Source organism: Sphingomonas sp. IW22, from assembly GCF_041321155.1.
Classification (GTDB): Bacteria; Pseudomonadota; Alphaproteobacteria; order Sphingomonadales; family Sphingomonadaceae; genus Sphingomonas.
Genome location: NZ_JBGGWB010000001.1, coordinates 1,456,449 through 1,479,384, shown reverse-complemented (window position 1 = coordinate 1,479,384; position 22,936 = coordinate 1,456,449). Strand labels below are relative to the sequence as shown.

At 65.0% G+C, this 22,936-nt stretch carries 22 protein-coding genes; 11 read left to right on the top strand and 11 right to left on the bottom strand.

All coding sequences use genetic code 11. The features are described from left to right. Positions 1–11 precede the first annotated feature (11 nt). Positions 12–920, top strand: coding sequence for a GTPase Era (gene era / locus ACAX61_RS07420; protein ID WP_370714132.1), 909 nt, complete (start codon positions 12–14; stop codon positions 918–920). Here the strand turns inward: era and ACAX61_RS07415 are convergent. Both ACAX61_RS07415 and ACAX61_RS07410 read right to left on the bottom strand, forming a co-directional pair. After that, a complete protein-coding gene (locus ACAX61_RS07415; RefSeq protein WP_370714131.1) occupies positions 887–1,618 on the bottom strand; it encodes an NAD-dependent deacylase in 732 nt (243 codons plus the stop codon). The genes era and ACAX61_RS07415 overlap by 34 nt on opposite strands. Next, on the bottom strand, positions 1,615–2,085 hold the full coding sequence (locus ACAX61_RS07410; RefSeq protein ID WP_370714130.1) for a winged helix-turn-helix transcriptional regulator: 471 nt from the start codon (positions 2,083–2,085) through the stop codon (positions 1,615–1,617). The genes ACAX61_RS07415 and ACAX61_RS07410 overlap by 4 nt, the downstream gene beginning before the upstream one ends. 135 nt (positions 2,086–2,220) lie before the next feature. Here ACAX61_RS07410 and ACAX61_RS07405 point away from each other — a divergent pair, with 135 nt between their 5' ends. Both ACAX61_RS07405 and ACAX61_RS07400 read left to right on the top strand, forming a co-directional pair. Continuing rightward, entirely contained in the window at positions 2,221–4,308 is a 2,088-nt protein-coding gene (locus ACAX61_RS07405; protein ID WP_370714129.1) for a RelA/SpoT family protein, read from the top strand. 42 nt (positions 4,309–4,350) lie between these two features. After that, the gene (locus ACAX61_RS07400) at positions 4,351–4,731 is read left to right on the top strand and encodes an acyl-CoA thioesterase (RefSeq protein WP_370714128.1); all 381 of its coding nucleotides are present in this window, start codon (positions 4,351–4,353) and stop codon (positions 4,729–4,731) included. Here ACAX61_RS07400 and clpS read toward each other — a convergent pair whose 3' ends face one another. From clpS to ACAX61_RS07385, 3 genes are all read right to left on the bottom strand, one after another. Then, positions 4,732–5,067: an ATP-dependent Clp protease adapter ClpS gene (clpS, locus tag ACAX61_RS07395; protein ID WP_370714127.1), complete on the bottom strand. Its 336-nt coding sequence runs from the start codon at positions 5,065–5,067 to the stop codon at positions 4,732–4,734. A 150-nt stretch (positions 5,068–5,217) separates the two neighbouring features. After that, positions 5,218–6,048, bottom strand: coding sequence for a phasin family protein (phaP, locus tag ACAX61_RS07390; protein ID WP_370714126.1), 831 nt, complete (start codon positions 6,046–6,048; stop codon positions 5,218–5,220). Between the two features lie 112 nt (positions 6,049–6,160). After that, positions 6,161–7,915, bottom strand: coding sequence for a PHA/PHB synthase family protein (locus tag ACAX61_RS07385; RefSeq protein ID WP_370714125.1), 1,755 nt, complete (start codon positions 7,913–7,915; stop codon positions 6,161–6,163). A gap of 92 nt (positions 7,916–8,007) precedes the next feature. Between ACAX61_RS07385 and ACAX61_RS07380 the strand changes: the two genes are divergently transcribed. The 6 genes from ACAX61_RS07380 (at position 8,008) to ACAX61_RS07355 (ending at position 13,148) form a co-directional block, all read left to right on the top strand. Beyond that, a complete protein-coding gene (locus ACAX61_RS07380) occupies positions 8,008–9,216 on the top strand; it encodes an LL-diaminopimelate aminotransferase (protein WP_370714124.1) in 1,209 nt (402 codons plus the stop codon). An 82-nt stretch (positions 9,217–9,298) separates the two neighbouring features. Beyond that, positions 9,299–10,027 carry a 4-hydroxy-tetrahydrodipicolinate reductase gene (gene dapB, locus ACAX61_RS07375; protein WP_370714939.1) on the top strand — a complete coding sequence of 243 codons (729 nt, stop codon included), beginning with the start codon at positions 9,299–9,301 and terminating at the stop codon, positions 10,025–10,027. Continuing rightward, positions 10,024–10,680, top strand: a complete 657-nt coding sequence (gene nth, locus ACAX61_RS07370; RefSeq protein WP_370714123.1) for an endonuclease III — start codon at positions 10,024–10,026, stop codon at positions 10,678–10,680. The genes dapB and nth overlap by 4 nt, the downstream gene beginning before the upstream one ends. Before the next feature lie 57 nt (positions 10,681–10,737). Beyond that, a complete protein-coding gene (locus ACAX61_RS07365) occupies positions 10,738–11,160 on the top strand; it encodes a DUF2147 domain-containing protein (protein WP_370714122.1) in 423 nt (140 codons plus the stop codon). Continuing rightward, positions 11,160–11,912 carry a 16S rRNA (uracil(1498)-N(3))-methyltransferase gene (locus tag ACAX61_RS07360; RefSeq protein ID WP_370714121.1) on the top strand — a complete coding sequence of 251 codons (753 nt, stop codon included), beginning with the start codon at positions 11,160–11,162 and terminating at the stop codon, positions 11,910–11,912. Before ACAX61_RS07365 ends, ACAX61_RS07360 begins: the two co-directional genes overlap by 1 nt. Positions 11,913–11,942: 30 nt before the next feature. Further along, entirely contained in the window at positions 11,943–13,148 is a 1,206-nt protein-coding gene (locus ACAX61_RS07355; protein ID WP_370714120.1) for a thiolase family protein, read from the top strand. A gap of 88 nt (positions 13,149–13,236) precedes the next feature. Here the strand turns inward: ACAX61_RS07355 and ACAX61_RS07350 are convergent, their stop codons facing one another. The 6 genes from ACAX61_RS07350 to ACAX61_RS07325 all read right to left on the bottom strand — a co-directional run bounded on the left by ACAX61_RS07350 (position 13,237) and on the right by ACAX61_RS07325 (position 19,653). Next, positions 13,237–13,872, bottom strand: a complete 636-nt coding sequence (locus ACAX61_RS07350) for a carbonic anhydrase (protein ID WP_370714119.1) — start codon at positions 13,870–13,872, stop codon at positions 13,237–13,239. Further along, entirely contained in the window at positions 13,869–15,482 is a 1,614-nt protein-coding gene (locus tag ACAX61_RS07345) for a SulP family inorganic anion transporter (protein ID WP_370714118.1), read from the bottom strand. The genes ACAX61_RS07350 and ACAX61_RS07345 overlap by 4 nt, the downstream gene beginning before the upstream one ends. Beyond that, entirely contained in the window at positions 15,479–16,171 is a 693-nt protein-coding gene (locus ACAX61_RS07340) for a carbonic anhydrase (protein WP_370714117.1), read from the bottom strand. The genes ACAX61_RS07345 and ACAX61_RS07340 overlap by 4 nt, the downstream gene beginning before the upstream one ends. Before the next feature lie 119 nt (positions 16,172–16,290). Then, positions 16,291–17,607 carry an ATP-binding protein gene (locus tag ACAX61_RS07335; protein ID WP_370714116.1) on the bottom strand — a complete coding sequence of 439 codons (1,317 nt, stop codon included), beginning with the start codon at positions 17,605–17,607 and terminating at the stop codon, positions 16,291–16,293. Beyond that, positions 17,604–18,302 carry a response regulator gene (locus ACAX61_RS07330; protein ID WP_370714115.1) on the bottom strand — a complete coding sequence of 233 codons (699 nt, stop codon included), beginning with the start codon at positions 18,300–18,302 and terminating at the stop codon, positions 17,604–17,606. Before ACAX61_RS07330 ends, ACAX61_RS07335 begins: the two co-directional genes overlap by 4 nt. 28 nt (positions 18,303–18,330) lie before the next feature. After that, a complete protein-coding gene (locus ACAX61_RS07325) occupies positions 18,331–19,653 on the bottom strand; it encodes an MFS transporter (RefSeq protein WP_370714938.1) in 1,323 nt (440 codons plus the stop codon). 147 nt (positions 19,654–19,800) lie between these two features. Between ACAX61_RS07325 and cyoA the strand changes: the two genes are divergently transcribed. Together cyoA and cyoB are read left to right on the top strand one after the other, a co-directional pair. Next, positions 19,801–20,934, top strand: coding sequence for a ubiquinol oxidase subunit II (gene cyoA, locus ACAX61_RS07320; RefSeq protein WP_370714114.1), 1,134 nt, complete (start codon positions 19,801–19,803; stop codon positions 20,932–20,934). Between the two features lie 5 nt (positions 20,935–20,939). Beyond that, the gene (cyoB, locus tag ACAX61_RS07315; protein WP_370714113.1) at positions 20,940–22,934 is read left to right on the top strand and encodes a cytochrome o ubiquinol oxidase subunit I; all 1,995 of its coding nucleotides are present in this window, start codon (positions 20,940–20,942) and stop codon (positions 22,932–22,934) included. Positions 22,935–22,936 lie beyond the last annotated feature (2 nt).

Below are 22,936 nucleotides of genomic sequence, written 5' to 3'. Positions count from 1 at the left end.
ACGCTGGGTGCATGATCGAATCCAATGAAACGACCCGCTGCGGCCTGATCGCCGTGGTGGGGGCGCCCAATGCGGGCAAGTCGACGCTCGTCAACGCCCTGGTGGGTCAAAAAGTCGCGATCGTCAGCCCCAAGGCGCAGACAACGCGCGTACGGTTGATGGGCATCGCCATCCACGACCGTACGCAGTTGCTGCTGGTCGACACGCCGGGCCTGTTCGACCCGAAGCGGCGGTTGGACCGCGCGATGGTGTCGGCGGCATGGGAAGGGGCCGAGGGCGCCGACGCGATCGCGCTGGTCATCGATGCCAAAGGTGGCTTGCCCGAAAAGGTGCTGTCGATCGTCGACCGGCTGGCGTCGCGGCGCGAGCCGAAGATCCTGATCCTGAACAAGGTCGACATCGCCGACAAGCCGCGCCTGCTGAACCACGCTCAGCGGCTGAACGAACGGCTGGCGTTCGACGAGATCTTCTTCGTCTCCGCGACCACAGGCGACGGGATCGAGGAGCTGAAGGCGGCCCTGTCGGCGCGGATGCCGGAGGGGCCGTGGCATTTCCCCGAAGATCAGGTGTCCGACGCCACCGACCGGATGCTGGCGGCGGAAGTCACGCGCGAGCAGCTTTACCTGCAACTCCACGCCGAGCTGCCCTATGCCAGCGCGGTCGATACCGAACGCTATTCAGAGCGGGAGGACGGCTCGGTCGAGATTCACCAGCAGATCCTGGTCGAACGCGAAACCCAACGGGCGATCGTGCTGGGCAAGGGCGGTGCGCGGATCAAGGAAATCGGCGCCCGCGCGCGCGCCGAACTGTCGCGCATCATGGGCGTGCGCGTTCATCTGTACCTGCATGTGAAGGTCAAGCCCGGCTGGGACGAGGACCGCGGCCTTTACCGCGACATCGGGCTGGACTGGGTGGAGTAGGGCGTAAGCAGCGCGTCCACCCACGCCGGGACGAGGGTGGCCGCCGGTCCCATGCGGCTCTCCTCGAACAGGAAGCTGCCGGCGGAAGGCTCCAGATTGATCTCCAGCGTCGCCGCCCCCCAATGGGCGGCGGTCTGGACGAACCCGGCGGCGGGATAGACCGCGCCCGATGTGCCGATCGACACGAACAGGTCGCAGGTGGACAGCGCCGCCTCGATCCGGTCCATGTCATACGGCATTTCACCAAAGAACACGATGTCGGGCCGCATCGCCGCCGCGCCGCAATCGGCGCAGGCGGTGGCGGGCGGCAGGCCATCCGCCCAAGGCCGCCGCGCGCCGCAAGCCGCGCACAGCGCCGACTTCAGCTCGCCATGCATGTGCAGCAGCCGCTTGGCCCCCGCGCGCTCATGCAGGTCGTCGACATTCTGCGTGACGATCAGCAATTCGCCCGGCCATTCGGCATCCAGCCGCGCCAGCGCCCGATGCGCGGCATTCGGCTCGACGCCCGCCAGCGCCGCGCGTCGCAGGTCATAGAAGCGATGCACCAGCGCCGCATCGCGCGCCAGCGCCTCTGGCGTGCAGACATCCTCGACCCGGTGCCCCTCCCACAAGCCGCCGGGGCCGCGAAAGGTGGCGATGCCGCTTTCCGCTGAAACGCCGGCGCCGGTAAGGATGACGACGTTGGGCGGGTCGATCATGCCGCGTCGTCGCCTACATCGTCGGGCAGCGCCCAGATCAGGTCGTGGGGCGTCAGCACGCGGCCGTCATGGCTGGTCACGCGGACAGGCGCCACTGGGCGCCGGTCGCGCGCATCAACCAGCACCGGCGTGGCGCGCCCGCCGGTCTCCCACCGTTCCCCCCATTGGCGCAGCGCGACCAGCGTGGGCAGGAGGTCGCGGCCCTTGTCGGTCAGCCGATATTCCACCTTGCGCCGGTCGGCATCGCACGGGCGGCGTTGCAGGATGCCGTTTTCGACCAGCCGCCCCAGCCGGTTGGCCAGGATGTTGCGGGCGATCCCCAGTTCGGACTGATATTCCTCGAAATGGCGCAGACCGTTGAAGCTGGCGCGTAAAATCAGGAAAGACCAGCGTTCGCCCATCGCCTCAAGCGCGGCGGGCAGGCTACATTGTTCGGCCAGTTGGCGCAGCGGTTCGCGCAATCCCATGTGGCGCAACCTAGTGCAAAAGCCGCCCCGCGCAAAACCGCATCGTGGCTTTCGCGCCACGTCGAAAGCCGCCTTGTTACGGACGATGCACATCCGGCGTTGCAAAACCGCACCGCTTGGCCCCAGATTGATCGGGTGCTGCGTCAATATGAACTGATCGATCGGGTCCTTGCCTATGACCCGCAGGCCGATGAGGCTTTGCTCAACCGCGCCTATGTCTTCTCGATGCACGCGCATGGCAGTCAGAAGCGCGCCAATGGCGACCCCTATTTCAGCCACCCGATCGAGGTGGCGGGCATCCTGACCGACCTGCATCTCGATGACGAGACGATCGCGACCGCCATCCTGCACGACACGATCGAGGATACCGTCGCCACGCCGGAGGAGATCCTGACCCGCTTTGGCCCGTCGGTTGCGCGGCTGGTCGACGGCGTGACCAAGCTGTCCAAGATCGAGGCGCAGAGCGAGAATGAGCGCGCCGCTGAAAATCTGCGCAAGTTCCTGCTGGCGATGTCGGACGACATCCGCGTGCTGCTGGTCAAGCTGGCCGACCGTCTGCACAACATGCGGACGCTGAGCTTTATTCCCAAGCCTGAAAAGCGCCGCCGCATCGCGCGCGAGACGATGGATATCTATGCCCCGCTGGCCGAGCGGATCGGCATGTACGAGTTCATGAAGGAGATGCAGACCCTCGCCTTCCGCGAGCTCGAGCCAGAGGCGTATGAATCGATTACACGCCGCCTGGCCGCGATGCAGGAGGGGGACGGCGACCGCATCGACAAGATCGGCGCGGGGCTGAAGCAGTTGCTCGAACGCGCCGGTATCGACGCGGAAGTGTCGGGGCGGGAGAAACACCCCTATTCGATCTGGAAAAAAATGTCCGAGCGGCACGTCAGCCTTGAACAGCTGTCGGACATCATGGCGTTCCGCGCCATCGTGAAGAACGAGGAGGAATGTTACCGGGCGCTTGGCGTCATCCATCGCAAATGGCCGATGGTGCCGGGGCGGTTCAAGGATTACATCTCCACCCCCAAGCGCAACGGTTACCGATCGTTGCACACCAGCGTCTTTCACGCAGGCGACAACCGCATCGAAATCCAGATCCGGACCGAGGCGATGCACGCGCAGGCCGAACACGGTCTGGCCGCGCACTGGGCATACAAGCAAAAGGAAGTGCGCCCCGACACGCAGATCCGCTGGATGCAGGATCTGGTCGAAATTCTCGACAATGCCGCCAGCCCGGAAGAGCTGCTCGAACATACACGCATGGCGATGTATCAGGACCGCATCTTCGCCTTCACCCCGCGCGGCGAGCTGGTTCAGCTGCCCAAGGGGGCGACGCCGATCGATTTCGCCTATGACGTGCATACCGATCTGGGCAGTCAGGCGGTGGGCGCCAAGATCAACGGTCGCGTCGTTCCGCTGCGCACCGAGATCGAGAATGGCGATCAGGTCCAGATTCTGCGGTCAAAGGCGCAGACGCCGCAGCCGAACTGGCTGAACTTCGCCATCACCGGCAAGGCCCGCGCTGCCATCCGCCGCCATTTGCGTCAGAAGGAACGCGATGAAGGCGTGGCGCTGGGCCGCAAGCTGTATGAGGATATTCTGGCGCGACTGCCTGTGGCGCTGAGCGACGACGCGCTGACCGATGCGCTGCGCCGCCTGCACCTGTCCGACGAATCGGCGCTGATGATCGCGATCGCGCAGCAGCAGCTGACCGACGCACAGGTGATGGACGCGCTGATGCCCGGATCGGCGGAGGATGCCGACACCGATATGGCTCCCCAGCGTCAGGCGATTTCGATCAAGGGGCTGACGCCGGGCCTGGCGTTCGACCTGGCCGAATGTTGCCGCCCGATTCCCGGCGACCGCATCGTCGGTGTGCGGCGTCCGGGTGTGCCCATTCAGGTCCATGGCATCACCTGTCCGATGCTGGCCGAGACGGAGGATGCCGACTGGGTCGATCTGGCCTGGGGCGACAAGGCGGAAGGGGGCACGGCACGCGTCGCCGTCACGCTGAAGAACGAACCGGGCGCGCTGGGCGCGATTGCGACGATCATCGGCGCGCACAAGGCGAACATTCTTGGCCTGCGACTCGATAACCGCGACACCACGTTTCACACCAACACCATCGACTTGGAGGTCCGCGACGCGGGCCATTTGATGAAATTGCTGGCATCTTTGCGGGCGGCGGATGTGGTCAGCGCGGCGGAACGAGCCTGATCGCTCATTGACATGAGTGTCAGCAAGGCGCACCTTGCTGCAATGCATCAGCACCCGCTTACCATCGCACCGGCCGACATCGATCATATGGGTCATGTCAATAATGCGGTGTATCTGAACTGGGTTCAGGAAGCGGTCGTCGCCTATTGGGAAAAGGTCGCGCCCGCCGAAGCGGTTGCGCGCCATCTGTGGGTCGCGCTGAAGCACGAGATTACCTATCGCCGCCCCGCTTTCCTTGACGACGCGGTCGTTGCCACGGTCGTGGCCGAACGGGTCGAGGGTGCACGCGCGATGTTCACCACGCTGATCCAGCGCGGTGAAGAAGTGCTGGCGGAAGTAAAGTCGAGCTGGTGTGCGATCGATACCGACACGCGCCGCCCCGTACGCGTCACCAAGGACGTGGTGCGCCGCTTTATCGGCTGATCAGGCCTTTTCCAGCGTGCATTGCAACGGATGCTGGTTCTGGCGGGCGAATTCGATCACCTGCGCCACCTTGGTTTCTGCCACCTCATAGCTAAAAACGCCGCAGACGCCGACACCGCGCTGGTGGACGTGCAGCATGACGCGCGTGGCTTCTTCCATGTTCATCCGGAAAAAGCGCTGGAGCACCAGCACGACGAATTCCATCGGCGTGTAATCGTCGTTGAGAAGCAGGACACGGTAAGGCGTCGGTTTCTTGGTCTTTTCCCGCGTGCGGGTTGCAACCCCGATCGACGTGCCGCGGCCGTCGCCGCCATCGGCTCCGTCGTCCTCGTTCATGCTGATTGGGAAAGCCACCGTCATAACGCCAATGAAAATAGGGGATGCACCCGGCCGGGGGCAAGGGGCAGGGTGCCGACCGTCCACGAAAAAGGGCGACCGCGCGTGGCGGCCGCCCCTTTTTTCCCGACAGGCCGGGACCGATCGCGTTCAGGCGATGGTCTTCACCTTGTCAGCGGCAACGGCCATGCGGTTCGACAGCGGCTGCATTGCATCGCTGGACAGCTTCAGCATCTGCTCGGTCGCCTTCGACGCTTCGGCGACATACGCGTCGAATGCGGTGCGGACATAATCGCTCTGCAGCTTGAACAGCTCGGTCGGCGACTTGACCGACGCCATGTTCTTCATCGCGGCGGTTGCGTGCTCGAACGACTTGCGGCTGTATTCGGCGGCTTCCTGGCCCAGCGTCTCGACGCCCTTGGCGGCGATGCGGCCCGATTCGACCATCGCTTCGAGATTGCCCTTGGCGAAGTCGTTCATTTCTTCGGCCATCTTGGCGCTCTTTTCCATCGCGGCCTTGGCGCGGTCATTCATGTCGCCGAACGCGAACTGAGCCTTCTGGGTGGTGGCTTCGGCGGCGGTCTTCATGTCGGTCATCGTTTCGGGTTCCTTCTCAGCGGGCTTTGCGGTGATGTCCGCCACAGCCATCGCGGCCTTGGCGGTGCCGGTCGCGCCTTCGACAGCCGCGTCGACGATCGTCTCGGCGGCATCGGCGACGGTTGAAGCGACGGGCGTGGCGACATTCTTGACGGTCGCCTTGGCGGCTTCTGCGACCGGTTCGGGCGCGTTGGCTGCGAAAGAGGGGATTTCGGCAGCTACGGGCTTTGCCGGCGCCGGGTCGGCGAAGGGCGGCTTGGGTGCCGGAGCCTTGGTTTCAGCCGCCACGGGCGGCTTCACCGCTTCGGCCGCGGGTTTTGTACTTGCCTTGCCACGCATGGTCGCCTTGCGCGGGGTCGTGGGCTGTGGACCCTTGGTTGCCATCGCACGCCTCCCAATGTTGGTGCAGTGCAGCAACTACCGCAAAGCGACCAGCGGCTCAAGCATTTTTGTGCAATGCAACAAAGATGAAATGCTGCATTAAATGTGAACGATCTCAACGCGTTCTGACATAGCTCCCCGGCGCGTCCTCGATCGCGGGCAGACGGCCCTTACCCGGTATGCGCGCGCCCTTTGCGGGTACGGTTTCAGCGTCGATCCCGGTCAGCCATTGGCGCCAGTCGGGCCACCAGCTGCCCTTGGTCTCGCTTGCGCCCGCAATGAAATCGGCCAGCGTCGGCACCTTGGCCTCGTTGGTCCAATATTGGTATTTGCCTGCGGCCGGTGGATTGACCACGCCCGCAATATGCCCCGACCCTGCCAGCACGAAGCGCAATGGGCCGGTAAAGTGATGCGTGATCTTCCACACGCTTTCGGCGGGTGCGATATGATCCTCCCGCCCCGCCTGGACATAAGCGGGCGTCTTTACGCAGCTCAGATCGATGGGCGTGCCCGCCACGCTGATCGCGCCGGGGGTGGCCAGCTTGTTGTCGCGATACAGGTCGGAAAGATAGCTCTTGTGCCACTTGGCGGGCAGGTTGGTGACGTCGCCATTCCAGTGCAGCAGGTCGAAGGGCGCATAATCCGCGCCCATCAGATAGTTGTTGGCGACGTAATTCCAGATCAGGTCCCGCCCGCGCAGCAGGTTGAACGTCGCGGCCATGTATCGCCCGTCAAGAAATCCTTCAGGCGACAGCGACTGGATCAGCGCCATCTGATCGTCGTCAACGAACAGGTTCAGGTCGCCCGCCTGGGTGAAATCAACCTGTGCGGTAAAGAAGGTGGCCGACGCGACCTTCTCCGCCTCCCCCCGCGCGGTCAGCAGCGCCAACGTCGCCGCCAGCGTGGTACCCGCCACGCAATAGCCGATGGTGTGGACCGACGGCACGTCCAGCAATTCGCGCACCGTGTCGATCGCGTCGATCTGTCCGTGCTGGACATAATCGTCCCAAACCACGTCCTTCATCGACGCATCGGCCGATTTCCAGGAAACGACGAACACGCTCAGCCCCTGATCGACCGCCCAGCGAACGAAGCTTTTTTCAGGCGTCAGGTCGAGGATGTAATAGCGATTGATCCACGGTGGAAAGATGACCAGCGGCGTGCGCCCGACCTGCTCCGTCGTCGGCGCATAGTGGATCAGTTCATAAAGCGGCGTGCGCTTCACCACCTTGCCGGGTGTGGTGGCGATGTTGCGGCCCAGTTCGAACGCACCGGGTGCGGCCTGTGTCATCTGTCCCTTGGACAGGTCGGCCATCATGTTCTTCAGGCCCTTGAGCAGGCTTTCGCCCCTGGTCTCGATCGCCTTTTCCAGCACCAGCGGATTGGTCGCGGGGAAGTTGGTCGGGCTCATCGCGTCGATGAAGCCGCGGGTGGCGAAACGGATTTGTTCCTTTTGCCGGGGATCGACCCCCTCGATCGCGTCGACGCCCTTCACCAGATGATCGGCGATCAGGAAATAGCTCTGGCGGATGAAGTCGAACACCGGATCGTCGCGCCATTGCGGCGCCTTGAAGCGCCGGTCGCTGGCCTGTTCGGGCGGCTCGGCAGCGGGTTCGGCATGGGCGGGGTCGAGGAAGCGTTGCCACAGCTTCATCGTGTCGGCCCAGAAATCGGCTGTGGCGCGGATCGCGGGGGTGGGATCGAACGGCGCGGGCAGGGATGGGGCACCGGTCTTGCCGCCCGCCGCCTGCATCAGGTCCAGGCCGTGTTCCATCATCATCTGCTGCATCCGGCCCATTACCCAGGTCCAGTGTTGCAGATCCTCCAGCCGGGGCGGGGTCGCCGATTCGCCTTTTTCCTGATCGGCCATGGCTGTCCTCTCCCTCTGGCAGTCGGCACGGGCGACCCGTATAGCGGGCTTGCCGCAGCGGCGAAATCGCCTGTGGCACAGGAGTGAGGAAAATGTCCGACGAATTCTACCGCATCAAGCGCCTGCCCCCCTATGTCATCGCCGAAGTCAACGCGATGCGGGCCGCGGCGCGTGCGGGGGGTGAGGACATTATCGACCTGGGCATGGGTAATCCCGACCTGCCGCCGCCCGCGCACGTCATCGAAAAGCTGTGCGAAGTGGCGCAGAAGCCATCGGCCCATGGCTATTCCCAGTCCAAGGGGATTCCCGGCCTTCGCCGCGCACAGGCCAATTATTACGGTCGCCGGTTCGGCGTGGACCTGGATCCCGAAACCGAAGTCGTGGTGACCATGGGTTCGAAGGAAGGGCTGGCCAGCCTGGCGACGGCGATCACCGCGCCGGGCGACGTGGTGCTGGCGCCCAACCCGTCCTATCCGATCCACACATTCGGCTTCATCATTGCGGGCGCGACGATCCGTAGCGTGCCGACGACGCCGGACGAGGATTATTTCCGCAGCCTGGACCGCGCGATGGCCTTCACCGTGCCGCGTCCCAGCATCCTTGTCGTCAACTACCCGTCCAATCCGACGGCGGAGACGGTGGACCTGGCATTCTACGAACGGCTGGTCGCATGGGCCAGGGAGAACAGCGTCTGGGTGCTGTCCGACCTTGCCTATTCAGAGTTGTATTTCGACGGCAAACCGACGCGCTCGATCCTGGAGGTGCCGGGCGCCAAGGATGTGGCGATCGAGTTCACCTCGCTGTCGAAAACCTATTCGATGGCGGGTTGGCGCATGGGGTTCGCGGTGGGCAACAAAAAGCTGATCGCCGCGATGACGCGGGTGAAATCCTATCTCGACTATGGCGCGTTCACGCCGATCCAGGCGGCGGCCTGTGCCGCGCTGAACGGGCCGCAGGACATCGTGGAGAAGAACCGCCAGCTTTATCACAAGCGCCGCGACGTGATGGTCGAGGCGTTCGGCCGCGCGGGCTGGGAAATCCCGCCGCCAAAAGCATCGATGTTCGCCTGGGCGCCGCTGCCCCCGGCGCTTCGCCATCTGGGCAGCCTTGAGTTCTCGAAACAGCTCCTGACCCATGCAAAGGTCGCGGTTGCGCCCGGCGTCGGCTATGGTGAGGACGGCGAAGGCTTTGTGCGGATCGCAATGGTCGAGAACGAACAGCGGTTGCGTCAGGCGGCGCGCAACGTGAAGCGTTACCTGCAGTCCATGGGCGTCAACACCGGCGACCGTAAGGTCAGCTGAACCCCAATCGCCGCGCCCATCCGCCGTCGTCAACGGCATGGGCGCGGCACCGCATTTGTCTGAAGTTCTAGTAGAGGTACGTGTGAACCGGATCGGCATTTATGGCAGCCTTGGCCGCATGGGACAGGCAATCGTCGCGGCGATGCCGGCGGCAGGCGCGGTGCACGCGGGCGGCGTCGACGCTGGCGGCGATCCCGCTCAGCTGGCGCACGAGTGCGACGTGCTGGTCGATTTCTCCGCCCCTGCGGCGCTTGAGGCGCATCTGAATGCGGCGGTCGCGGCGGGTACCCCGATCGTTATCGGCACCACCGGCCTGTCGCCGCGTCACCACGAAATGATCGACGCCGCAGCGGAACGCATCGCGGTGCTTCAGACGGGCAATACCTCGCTGGGGGTGGGGCTGGTCATGGCGCTGATCCGCGACGCCGCGCGGCGGCTGGGCGCTGATTGGGATATCGAGATCGTCGAGATGCACCACCGGGACAAGGTGGACGCCCCTTCGGGCACAGCACTGATGCTGGGCGAAGCGGCGGCGGCGGGTCGCGACACGACGATTGCGGAAACCGGTGTGCAGGGGCGGGCGGGTCTGGTCGGTGCCCGCGCACGCGGCACCATCGGCTTTTCCAGCCTGCGCGGCGGCACCGTCGTGGGCGACCATAATGTCATCTTCGCCGGCAATGGCGAACGCATCGAAATCGGTCATTACGCGCAGGATCGCTCGATCTTTGCCGTCGGCGCAGTGCGCGCGGCCTTGTGGCTGGCCGGTCAGGGGCCGGGGCGTTACCGGATGGACCAGGTGCTGGGCCTTTGAAGAAAGCCGATATTTTCGAGTTCTTCCGACGGCTGGCAGAGGCGAATCCTAGCCCGGAAACCGAACTGGAATCGGTCAACGACTATACGCTGCTCGTCGCCGTGGTGCTGTCGGCGCAGGCGACCGACGCCGGGGTCAACCGCGCCACCCGCGCGCTGTTCGCCGAGGTCGACACGCCGGAAAAGATGGTCGCGCTGGGCGAGGACGGGCTGAAGGCGCATATCAAGACGATCGGCCTGTTCAACAGCAAGGCCAAGAACGTCATCGCGCTCAGCCAGGCGCTGATCGACGAGCATGACGGACAGGTGCCAAACAGCCGGGAGGCGCTGGAAAAGCTGCCGGGTGTGGGGCGCAAGACCGCGAATGTGGTGATGAACGTGGCGTTCGGGGCCGAGACGTTCGCCGTCGACACCCATCTGTTCCGGCTGGGCAACCGCACCGGCCTTGCCCCCGGCAAGACGCCGCTCGCGGTCGAGCTGAAACTGGAGAAGGCGGTGCCGCAGCCCTTTCGCCTGCACGCGCACCACTGGCTGATCCTGCACGGCCGCTATGTGTGCAAGGCGCGCACGCCCGAATGCTGGCGCTGCGTCGTCGCCGACCTGTGCCGCTACAAGCCCAAGACCCCCGCGCCAAAGCGGGCGGCGGCGGCCTGACTCCCAAACCGTGCGTCGAACCTCTATCTGGGCGGGGATTTGCACAAGAGGTCGCTCATGCTGATGTCTCTCGTCGCGGGCCTGTCGCTCGCCGCCGCCGCGCCGGTTCAGGACGCGCCCGATTGGTCGGGCGTGTGGCGCAACGCCAGCAACAGCGTGCATATCCGCGCCAGCCGTTGCGGACAGGCGATGTGCGGGACCGTGATCTGGGCCAATGAAAAGGCCAAGGCCGACGCCGCCAGCGGTGGAACCGACGAACTGGTCGGCACCCGCATCTTCGACGGATTCGTCCCCGAAGCGGGTGAATGGGTCGGCGAAGTATATGTCCCCGATCTGGCGCGCAGCTTTTCCGGCAGCATCTGGATGGAGGGGCGCAACACGCTGGTCGGGCGCGGGTGCCTGTTCGGCAATTTCGGCTGTCGCGAGCAGCGCTGGACCCGCGTGGCGGATCGCGCCGTCCCCCGTCGCGGGCGCCACTGATGGCGGCCACTCCCGCCTGGCCGCCTGATTCGACGCCGCGCCTGTTTGTCGAGGCGCCGCTTTCGGCGGGGCTGATATTGCCCGTGGACGGCGGGCAGGCGCACTATCTGGCGGGCGTCATGCGGATGAAGCCGGGCGATCCGGTGCTGTTGTTCGATGACCAGAGCGGCGAATGGCTGGCCGAGGCGCGCGACGTTCGCAAGCGCGACCTGACGCTGGAAGTCGTCCGGCAGATGCGCCCGCGTGAGCCGGTGCCCGATCTGTGGCTGTGCGCCGCGCCGATCAAGAAGGGTCGGATCGACTGGGTCGCGGAAAAGGCGTGCGAACTGGGTGTCGACCGGCTGGTGCCGGTGCTGACGCGGCGTACGATCGTCGACCGGCTGAACCTGGACCGGCTGCGCGCGCATATGGTGGAGGCGGCGGAGCAATGCGGGCGGACCGCGCTGCCCGCGCTTTCCGAACCGGTGAAGCTGGCGGCGCTGCTGGCCGACTGGCCCGCGGATCGGGCGCTGTTCTTCGCCGACGAATCGGGCGGCGTTCCGGCGGCGGCGGCCATGGCGGCGCGGCGCGGTCCCGCCGCGATCCTGATCGGGCCGGAAGGCGGCTTCACGCCCGAAGAGCGCGAGGCGATCCGCGCCTGTCCGGCGGCGGTGGGCATCACGCTTGGCCCGCGCATCCTGCGCGCCGAAACGGCGGCGGCTGCGGCAGTGGCGGTCTGGATGGCATCGGCTGGAGACTGGGCGGCGACTTGACCTTTACGTCAACGTCGGCAGGATCGCCCCATGCGTGAAGCCGTCATCGTTGCCACCGCCCGCACCCCCGTCGCTCGTGCGTTCAAGGGCGCCTTTAACGATCTGGACGCGCCCGATCTGACCGCGATACCGGTGCGCGCTGTAGTTGAGCGGGCCGGGATCGACCCCGCACGGATCGAGGATTTCGTGCTGGGCACGGGCAATCAATGGGGAACGCAGGGCGCCAATCTGGCGCGCATGACGGTATTCGCCGCCGGGCTGCCGCAAAGCGTGCCCGCTGCCACGCTCGACCGCAAATGTGCATCGGGGCTGACCGCCATCGCTCAGGTCGCGCGGGCGATCGTCGCGGGGGAAATGACGGTCGGACTGGCGGGCGGCGCTGAATCGATCACGCATACTCGCAACGCCCATGCGCCCGGTCATCGGCTGCAATCGGCGGCGGTGATCGAACACATGCCGCACGCCTATATGGCAATGATCGAGACGGCGGAGGTCGTGGCCGAACGCCATGGCATCACGCGCGAGCGGCAGGATGCGCTGGCGGTGGAAAGCCATGCCCGCGCGGCGGCGGCACAGGCGGCGGGCCGGTTCGATGCGGAGATTGTCCCTGTTACTGCCGAACGCCTGCTGCTGGCAAAGGACGGCAGCGTCACCGGGCGCGAGCGCGTCACACTGACAGCGGATGAGGGCGTGCGCCCCGGCAGTTCGATGGAAGCGCTGGCTGCGCTCAAGCCCGTCTGGCGCGACGGGCAGCTGGTCGGCGAGGGCCGGTTCGTTACGGCGGGCAATGCCAGCCAGTTGTCCGACGGCGCATCGGCGCAGTTGCTGATGGAGCGAGGCACGGCAGCGGCGGAGGGGCTGCCGATCCTGGGCATTTTTCGCGGCATGCAGCTGGCGGGCTGCGCGCCGGAGGAAATGGGGATCGGCCCGGCCCTTGCCATTCCGCGACTGCTGGCGCGCACCGGGCTGTCGGTCAGCGATATCGGCCTGTGGGAGATTAACGAGGCTTTTGCCAGCCAGCTTCTTTATTGCCGCGACGCGCTGGCGATCCCCGATGATCGGCTGAACGTGAATGGCGGGGCCATCGCGATCGGTCATCCGTTCGGGATGACGGGCAGTCGGCTGGTCGGCCATGCGCTGATCGAAGGCAGGCGGCGCGGCGTGCGGCATGTGGTGGTGTCGATGTGCGTCGCCGGCGGCATGGGCGCGGCGGCGTTGTTCGAGATCCCCGACTGATCATTCGACCGGGAAGCCGCTGGAGGTGATCGCAGCTTCCCGGTCCGGCTGGCCGTCGCGGCGCAGCGCGCCCGACGGCCGACCGAACTCAGACCAGCACGGGCTGGGGCCGCTCGACCGTGTCGAGCCGGGTGTTCGCGTCGATGGTCATCAACGGCTTGAGGATGCCGTCGCGCAGGTCATAGACCCAGCCATGCAGGATCAGTTCCTGACCCGCGGCAAAGGCCGACTGCACCAGCGCCATGCGTGCCAGCCGGACCAGCTGGTCGCGCACGTTCAGCTCGACCATCCGGTTCAGCCGCTGCGTTTCGGGCAGCGCGTCCACTTCCTCGCGATGTTCGGTATAGACGTCGTGCACGCCCGCGACCCATTCACCGATCGCGCCGCGTCCCTGCTGTTTCCAGCCCTGTTCTACCCCGCCACAGCCATAATGGCCGCACAGGATGATGTGGCGGACGCGCGTACGCTCAAGCGCGGTCTGCAACACCGCCATGAAATTGCGGTCGTCTTCATACACCAGATTGGCGACGTTGCGGTGGATGGACATCACCCCCGGGGGTGAATTGGTGATCTGATCGGGGGCAACCCGGCTGTCGGAACAGCCGATCCACAGGAAATTGGGCTTCTGTTCCTCTGCCTGACGCGCGAAATAATCGGGCCGCTCGTCGCGAAGCTGCTCGGCCCACGCCTTGTTGGCCAGCAGCAGCAGCTTGTGATCGTTCATAGGTGGACCAGCTCCCGGCGCGGCGCATTGACCAGCGAAACGCTCTTTTCCGAAATGTCGCCGCGCACGGAAACGGTGATGTCGCGGAACGGCGCGCCGCGAACAAAGGCGTTGATGATGTCGATATTGTCGAGATCGACATAGGACGTCGCCGACAGGTCGACGAGCAGGTCAGCACCGTCGGGAACGCCGTTCAGCGCCTTTTGCAGCTCATATTTGTGGATGAAATACAGGTTGCGGCGTGCACGGACCATGCAGTTCTTGCCATCGGGATCGCAGACCAGCGTGACTGCCGAGCGGAAATTGCGGGCAATGACGAACACGAAGCCGACGACCAGCCCGATGACGATGCCCACCAGCAGATCGGTGAACAGGATCGCGGTGATGGTGACCACGAACGGCACGAATTGGGTATAACCCTGTTTCCAGCGCTTCAGGAACAGGGCGGGCTTGGTCAGCTTGTAACCCGTCTGGATCAGCACCGCTGCCAGCGCGGCAAGCGGGATCAGGTTCAGCATGGCCGGGATCAGCAGTACGCTCAGCAACAGCCAGCTGCCGTGCAGGATGGTGGACATCTTGCTCGACGCGCCCGAATCGACATTGGCCGACGAGCGCACGATGACCGATGTGACGGGCAGGCCGCCGATCAGCCCCGACACGATATTGCCGCCGCCCTGTGCAAACAATTCGCGGTTCTTGTCGGTGGTGCGACGTTGCGGATCGAGCTCGTCCACCGCCGTGACGCTGAGCAGCGATTCGAGGCTGGCAACGATCGCCAGCGTAATTGCCACGGTCCACACGGTCGAATTGCCGACCTGTCCGAAATCAGGGAGCGCGAACAGCGCGAGGAAGCCCGAAAGCCCCTCCGCCACCGGCACCTCGACCAGATGCTTGGCCTGAAGCTGAAGGCCGGGCGCGATCACGCCGAACAGCGCGTTGATCGCCACCGCCCCGACCACGACCACCAGCGGGCCGGGCAACAGTTTGAACGGTCCGTCCTTGGGCTTGTTCGCGTCCCACCAGAACAGGAACGTGATCGAAACGACCGAGATGATGATCGCGCCGAGAGTCAGCTGATTGCTGATCGAGTACCACAGGGTCGACAGCGTGTTCATGCCGTCGCCCTGCGAAAAGGCGAAATCGCCTTCCGGATCGCCGTCATACCCGACGGCGTGAGGAATCTGCTTGAGGATCAGGATCAGGCCGATCGCTGCCAGCATCCCGGTGATGACCGAACTGGGCACGAATTCGGCCAGCACACCCGACCGGCTGAGCGAGAACAGCATCTGCATCGCACCCGCCAGCACCACGGCCAGCGTGAACGCCTGAAAGCTGGGCAGCGACTGGATCGCATCGAAAACGATGACGGTCAGGCCCGCGGCGGGGCCACTGACCGACAGGGGAGAGCGCGACAACAGGCCGATGACGATGCCACCGACGATACCCGCGATCAGACCCGAAAAAAGCGGCGCGCCCGACGCGAGCGCGACACCCAGACACAGCGGCAGCGCGACCAGCGCCACCACGATCGATGCCGGAAAATCCTGTTTCAATCCTGTCAGCGGCGGCAGGATTCCCAGGCCGGCTTTCCCTTCCCTGGCGGTGCTCATGCTGCGTCAGCGTCGAGAAAGTCGGCGGCCATGCGCCGTGCCGCGGGCAGGGCGACGGGCAGATCCTCTCCATCGCGGATCGCGCGGAAGCGACCGGTTGCGCCGTCCAGTGCCAGGATGTTGCCGGTGTGGATGTCGACGAACCAGCCGTGCAGCGTGATGTCGCCCTTGGCGATGCGTGCCGCCACCGACGGATGGGTGCGCAGGTGCGAAATCTGGACCACCACATTTTCCAGGCTGGCGGCGCGGATCGCGGCGTCGCCGTCCAGGTCCTGATAGCTATGCTCGACCACCGAACGCGCGGCGTGGCTGTGCTTCAGCCAGGTCTCGACATTGGGCAGCCCCTTCAGGCTGTCCGGGTTCATCAGCGCGCCCATCGCGCCGCAGCCCGAATGGCCGCACACGATGACATCGGTAACGCCCAGCGCCGCGACCGCATATTCGACGGTCGAAGTCACGCCGCCATTGGTCTGGGCGAAGGGGGGTACGATGTTGCCGGCGTTGCGGCAGATGAACAGGTCGCCGGGCTTCGCCTGCATGATCTGTTCAGGAACCACGCGCGAATCGGAGCAGGAGATCATCAGCACCTTCGGGCTCTGACCCTTGGTGGCGAGATGAGAGTAAAGGTCTGCTTCGCCAGCAAAAACCTTTGTCTCAAAGTCGAAAACACGTCCGATGACGTCGTTCATCCGGCGATCCTCCAGCAGCTGCCCGTTTCGCGGACATGATTTCTTGGGAGGTTATCCTAACCTGTGGCTCGTTTCCCGACGGGAACCGGGTGTAACAAAGTGTTGCTGCCGCAGATTTGTCAGTTTGGCAGGAAGATCGTCGCGCGCAGGCCGCCCTCGGCCCGGTTTGCCAGTTCCAGCGTTCCGCCCTCGTCAGCGACCGCCCGTGCCACGATCGACAGTCCCAGCCCGAAGCCTGCCGTATCCCGGCGGCGTGCGGTATCCAGCCGGACAAAGGGTTCGAGGACCAGCGGCAGCGAATCCTCTGGAATGCCAGGCCCGTCATCCTCGACGTGCAAGCGCACATCGGTCGCGCCCGGCACCAGCCGCACGGTGACGCCGTTGCCGTAATGAATGGCATTGTCGACCAGATTGACCACCGCCCGGCGAAAGGACGACGCACGCACCATCCGTTCCAGATGCGACGGCCCTTCATATTGTACGGCGTGACCATGATCGCTGGCATCGTCCGCCACGCTGGCGCACAACACCGCCAGATCGACGCGGCGCGGCGCTTCGGGTTCGGCCTCACCCCCCAGAAAGGCGAGGAGCGAATTCACCATCGCCTCCATCCCCTCAATATCGGCGGCGACTTCGCGGCGCAGCGCCGGATCGGGAATGGCGTCGGTGCGAAGCCGTAGCCGGGCCAGCGGGGTGCGCAGGTCATGGCCCACTGCCGCCAGCGCGCGCGTGCGTTCGTCGATCAGGCGGCGGATACGCGCCTGCATCGCGTTGAACGCCAGGATCAGGCGCCGGATTTCCGCCGGTCCCTCCTCATCCAGCTGGGGCAGCGCGGCGCCTGGCTTGTAGCGTTCGACCGCGCCCGTCAGGCTGCGGATGGGTTGCAGCGTCCGCCGGATCAACAGCCCGCCCAGCAACATCACCGCCAGCACCGGGATCAGCGCCGCGACAATCCGCTCCAGCGGAAAGCCCGCCGAGCGCACCGGCTCCTGCGTGCGGAAATAGACCCAGCTGGTGTCGGACAGGCGCATCACGCCGGTAATCACCGTTTTGGGCCCCACCGGCAGCAGCGCCAGGCGCAGGTTGCGGTGCTGAAGCCCCGGTTCCCATGCCAGCACCTGTTGCCGGATCTGGTCGGGCGCGGGGCCGTTGGCGGGCAGCGGCGGCTGTTCGCTGCTCCAGCGCACGACATAGCGGTCGGTCGTCAGCTCGTCCGCCATTTCAGGCCGTCGTCCGGGCGAACTTTCGCCCACCAGCCGGCGCACGATCACCAGATGTTCGGCAAGCCGTCGGGCTTCGTCATCGCGCACGGAAAACTCGCTGGCGCGCTCATACAGCAAGGTGCTGGCGATGAATTCCAGTGCCAGCGCGAACAACAGGATCGCGACCAGCCGCCCGATCAGGCCGAGCGCCGGCCAGAGCGGCAGGCGGATCATTCGCGCGTCACGGGCGCGCTGAGCATATAGCCGACGCCGCGCACGGTGACGATCGGCGCGGGCCGCTCATCGGTGGACAGCTTGCGGCGCAGGCGGCTGACCAGCACGTCGATCGACCGGTCCGATGCATCGCCGATCCGCGTGCGTGACAATTCGATCAATCGTTCGCGCGCGATCACGCGCTGGGCATGGTCGATCAGCACCGCCAGCAGGTCGAACTCCGCGCCCGTCAGCTCGACCACCGCGTCGGTGGGAGAGCGCAGCTCGCGGCGCGGCAGGTCGACGGTCCAGCCTTCGAATCGCGCGATGCCCTTTGACCGCTCATCGGCCTGCCCCTTGGATTCCCAACGGCGCAGCACCGCACGGACACGGGCGATCAGTTCGCGCGTACCGAACGGCTTGGGCAGATAATCGTCGGCGCCCAGTTCCAGGCCGATGACGCGATCGACCTCGCTGCCCTTCGCGCTGATGAAGATGACAGGCACGTCGCTTTGCTGACGAATGCGGCGGCACAGGTCGATGCCGCTGGTGCCGGGCAGCATGATGTCCAGCAGGATCAGGTCGATCCCGCCCCCTTCGAACGCCTGCCAGAATTCAGGGGCATTGGCGCAGGCGCGCACCTGGTAGCCATTTTCCTGCAGCGCGCGCGCGGTCAGCACACGCAGGGCAGGATCGTCTTCGACAAGCAGGATCATGACGCGGGATGTAAGGCCCGCGCCGCGATCAGTCGAGACGTCGTGCCAGTTCCTTGTTCAGGCCCAGCGCCACCAGCGTGGCGATCGCGCCCGACAGCAGATAGCCCCCCGCCGCGACCAGACCCAGATAATGGGTCAGCAACAGCGCCGCCAAAGGCGCGAAGCCCGCGCCGAACAGCCACGCCAAGTCGCTGGTCAGCGCCGCACCGGTATAGCGTGCGCGCTTGGGGAAATTGCTGGTGACGGCGCCCGAAGACTGGCCGAACGACAGACCCAGCAGGATAAAGCCGGAGATCATGAACGCCGCTTCACCCAGCGCGCCGCCTTGCAGCAGCTGCGGCGCGAAGCCGGAAAAGACCGCGATGGCGGCAGCGGTATAGCCCAGCACCGAACGACGCCCGATACGATCCGCCAGCCAGCCCGACAGCACGATCGAGCCAAGCCCAAACGCCGCGCCCAGCATTTCGATCAGCAGAAATCCGGTCAGGCTCTCACCGGTATACACCGACACCCAGGACAGCGGGAACACCGTGACCATGTGGAACAGCGCAAAGCTGGCCAGCGGCGCGAATGCACCGATGACGATGTTGCGCCACTGGGCTTTGATCGTCGGCGTGACGCGCGACGGGGTCAGCTCGCGGCTCTTGAACAGCTCGGCATATTCGGCGGTCACGACCATGCGAAGCCGGGCGAACAGCGCCACGACGTTCAGCGCGAACGCCACGAAGAACGGATAGCGCCAGCCCCAGCCATAAAAATCCTCCGCGCCCAGCGTCCCCAGCAGGAACGCGAACAGGCCACTGGCGACGATCAGGCCCAGCGGGGCGCCCAGCTGGGGCACCATCGCGAACCAGCCGCGCTTGCCCTCAGGCGCGTTGAGCGCGAGCAGCGAGGCAAGACCGTCCCATGCACCGCCCAGCGCCAGCCCCTGGCCGATGCGAAGCAGGCCCAGAATCAATGCCGCCCAGATGCCGATCGTTTCGTAACCCGGCAGAAAGCCGACCGACACGGTCGAGGTGCCGAGCAGGAACAGCGCAATGGTCAGCTTGGTCCCGCGCCCGTAGCGCCGGTCGATTGCCATGAAGATCTGCGTGCCGATCGGCCGCGCCAGAAAGGCCAGCGGGAACAGCGCGAACGACCAGAGTGTCGCCGATACCTTGTCCATGAACGGAAAGATCAGCGTTGGAAACACGATCACGCTGGCGATGGCATAGACGAAGAAGTCGAAGAATTCCGACGTTCGCCCGATGATCACGCCGATCGCGATCTCGCCGGGGGAGACATGCTCGTCGGCGTGCATCGCGCGGGCGTCACGTTCGAGCGAGGTGGAATTGGCGATGGCTTCGGCCATGGCGATCGGTCTTCTCCGGCTGGGCAGCGCGCCGCGCAGAGATGCGGGGCGCATAGTCACTCCATATGCATAAACGCATGAAAGCGGCATCGGGATAGGACAAATTGTCCTATTTCGCGCAGCGGCCCACAGGACTAGCTCGGCCACATGCTTCGATCCGCGCGCACACGACTCGCGAACCCTTCGCTCCGCCGTTCGGCGTGGCTGGCGGCCACCCCGCTCCTGCTTGGCGGGTGCGACATGGTGGTCATGAACCCCGCCGGCGACGTCGCCCGTCAGCAGGCCGACCTGATTTTATGGTCGACCGGGCTGATGCTGTTGATCATCGTGCCGGTAATGGTGCTGACGGCGGTTTTCGCCTGGCGGTATCGCGCGTCGAACGAGGAGGCGGAATATCGCCCCGACTGGGACCATTCGACCGGGCTTGAGCTGATCATCTGGTCGGCGCCGCTGCTGATCATCATCGCACTGGGCGCCTTGACCTGGGTGGCGACGCATACGCTGGACCCCTATCGCCCGCTCGGCCGCATCGCCGCAGGTCGCGAAGTGCCCGCCGCTCAGCGCCCGCTGGAGGTTCAGGTCGTCTCGCTCGACTGGAAATGGCTGTTCATCTATCCCGAACAGGGCATTGCCACGGTCAATGAACTGGTGGTGCCGGTCGACCGTCAGGTCCGGTTTCGCCTGACCAGCTCCAGCGTGATGAACACCTTCTACGTGCCGGCGATGGCGGGCATGATCTATACGATGGCGGGGATGGAGACGAAGCTCCACGCCGTCCTGAACAAGCCCGGCAATTTCGAGGGTATGTCCGCCAATTACAGCGGCGCGGGCTTTTCCAAGATGAAGTTCCGCACGCACGCCGTTGACGACGCCGCGTTCGACCAGTGGGTCGCACGGGTGAAGGCAAGCGGCGGGCGGCTGGACGGCGCGACCTATCTCAAGCTCGAACAGCCGAGCGAAGGCGTGCCGATCATGCGCTTCGCCAATACCGAACGCGGCCTGTTCGACCGCGCGGTCAACCTGTGCGTGCGCCCCGGCCAGCCGTGCATGAGCGAATCGATGCACGGCCATCACGGCGGCAAGGGCATGCCCGCGCCGACCAACAATGCTGTCCGTCCGCGCAACGAGGGCGCGTTCGAGCAGGAGGCAGGCGAGCACGCCCCCAGCCCGCGCACCGACGCGCAGGGCGAAGGCGCGGGGCCGCCCGCACGCACCGGATCGGGTGCCAAGACCGATCGCCAGAATCCCGGCGGCGCCACCGTGCCGCATGAGGGGCATTGAGAGCCATGTCCGACGCACTGACCCAGATGATCTTCGGCCGCCTCACGCTTGAGGCGCTGCCGCTGCATGAACCCATTGTCGTCGCGACCTTTGTCGCGGTGGCGATCGGCGGCCTTGCGATGATGGGGCTGATCACGAAATATAAGTTGTGGGGCTGGCTGTGGACCGAATGGTTCACCACGGTCGACCACAAGAAGATCGGGATCATGTACATGATCCTGGGCACGGTCATGCTGCTGCGCGGCTTTGCCGACGCGGTGATGATGCGGCTGCAACAGGCGATGGCGTTCGGCAACGAAGGCTATCTGAACGCGCACCATTACGATCAGATCTTTACCGCGCACGGCGTCATCATGATCTTTTTCGTGGCGATGCCGTTCGTCACCGGCCTGATGAACTACGTCGTCCCGCTTCAGATCGGCGCGCGCGACGTCAGCTTTCCGTTCCTGAACAATTTCAGTTTCTGGATGACCACGGCGGGCGCCATGCTGATCATGGCCAGCCTGTTCGTCGGCGAATTCGCGCGCACCGGCTGGCTGGCGATGGCGCCGCTGTCGGGCCTGGATTACTCGCCGGAGGTCGGGGTCGATTACTATATCTGGGCCTTGCAGATCGCCGGCGTGGGCACGCTGTTATCCGGCGTCAACCTGATCGCGACGATCGTAAAGATGCGCGCGCCGGGGATGACGATGATGAAGATGCCGGTCTTCACCTGGTCGTCGCTGGTCACCAACGTGCTGATCGTCGCCGCTTTCCCGGTGCTGACCGCCGTTCTCGCGCTGCTCAGCCTTGACCGTTATGTTGGCACCAATTTCTTCACTAACGTCCTCGGCGGCAATCCGATGATGTATGTGAACATGATCTGGATTTGGGGCCATCCGGAAGTCTACATCCTGATCCTGCCTGCATTCGGCATCTTTTCGGAAGTCGTGTCGACCTTCTCCGGCAAGCGGCTGTTCGGCTATACGTCGATGATCTATGCGCTGATCGTGATCTGCATCCTGGCCTATCTGGTCTGGCTGCACCACTTCTTCACCATGGGTTCGGGTGCCAGCGTCAACAGCTTCTTCGGCATTACGACGATGATCATTTCGATCCCGACGGGCGCCAAGATCTTCAACTGGCTGTTCACCATGTACAAGGGGCGCATCCGTTACGAACTGCCGATGATGTGGGCGGTGGCGTTCATGCTGACCTTTACAGTGGGCGGCATGACGGGCGTGCTGCTGGCCGTGCCGCCGGCCGACTTCGTGCTGCACAACTCGCTGTTCCTGGTCGCGCATTTCCACAATGTGATCATCGGCGGCGTGCTGTTCGGCATGTTCGCGGGGATCAACTATTGGTGGCCCAAGGCGTTCGGCTTCAAGCTGGACCGCAAATGGGGTCTGGTCAGCTTCTGGAGCTGGGTCATCGGCTTCTGGGTCGCGTTTACGCCGCTCTATGTGCTGGGCCTGATGGGTGTGACCCGTCGCCTGCGGACCTTCGACGATCCGTCGTTGCAGATCTGGTTCGTGATTGCCGGCATCGGCGCGGCGATCATCGCGGTGGGCATTGCCGCCTTCCTGATCCAGATCGGCGTCAGCATCTGGAACCGCGACAAGCTGCGCGACACCACGGGCGATCCTTGGAACGGGCGTTCGCTGGAATGGGCGACCAGTTCACCGCCGCCCGCGTATAACTTCGCGTTCACGCCGGTCATCCACGACTTGGATGCGTGGCACGACATGAAGTCGCGCGGTGCCGAAGTGCCGAGCGAGGGCTATCGGGACATCCACATGCCGCGCAACACCGGTGCAGGCGTGATCCTGGCTGGGCTGTCGGCGGTATGCGGGTTCGGGCTGGTCTGGCACATGTGGTGGCTGGCGGGCCTGGGCATGATCGGCATCGTTGGCTACGCCATCTGGCACAGCTTCGATTATGATCGCGATTATTACATTCCCGCCGACGAAGTGGCGCGGACCGAGCGCGCGCAGCATGCGCTCGCCGCGCAGGGGGCCTGAGC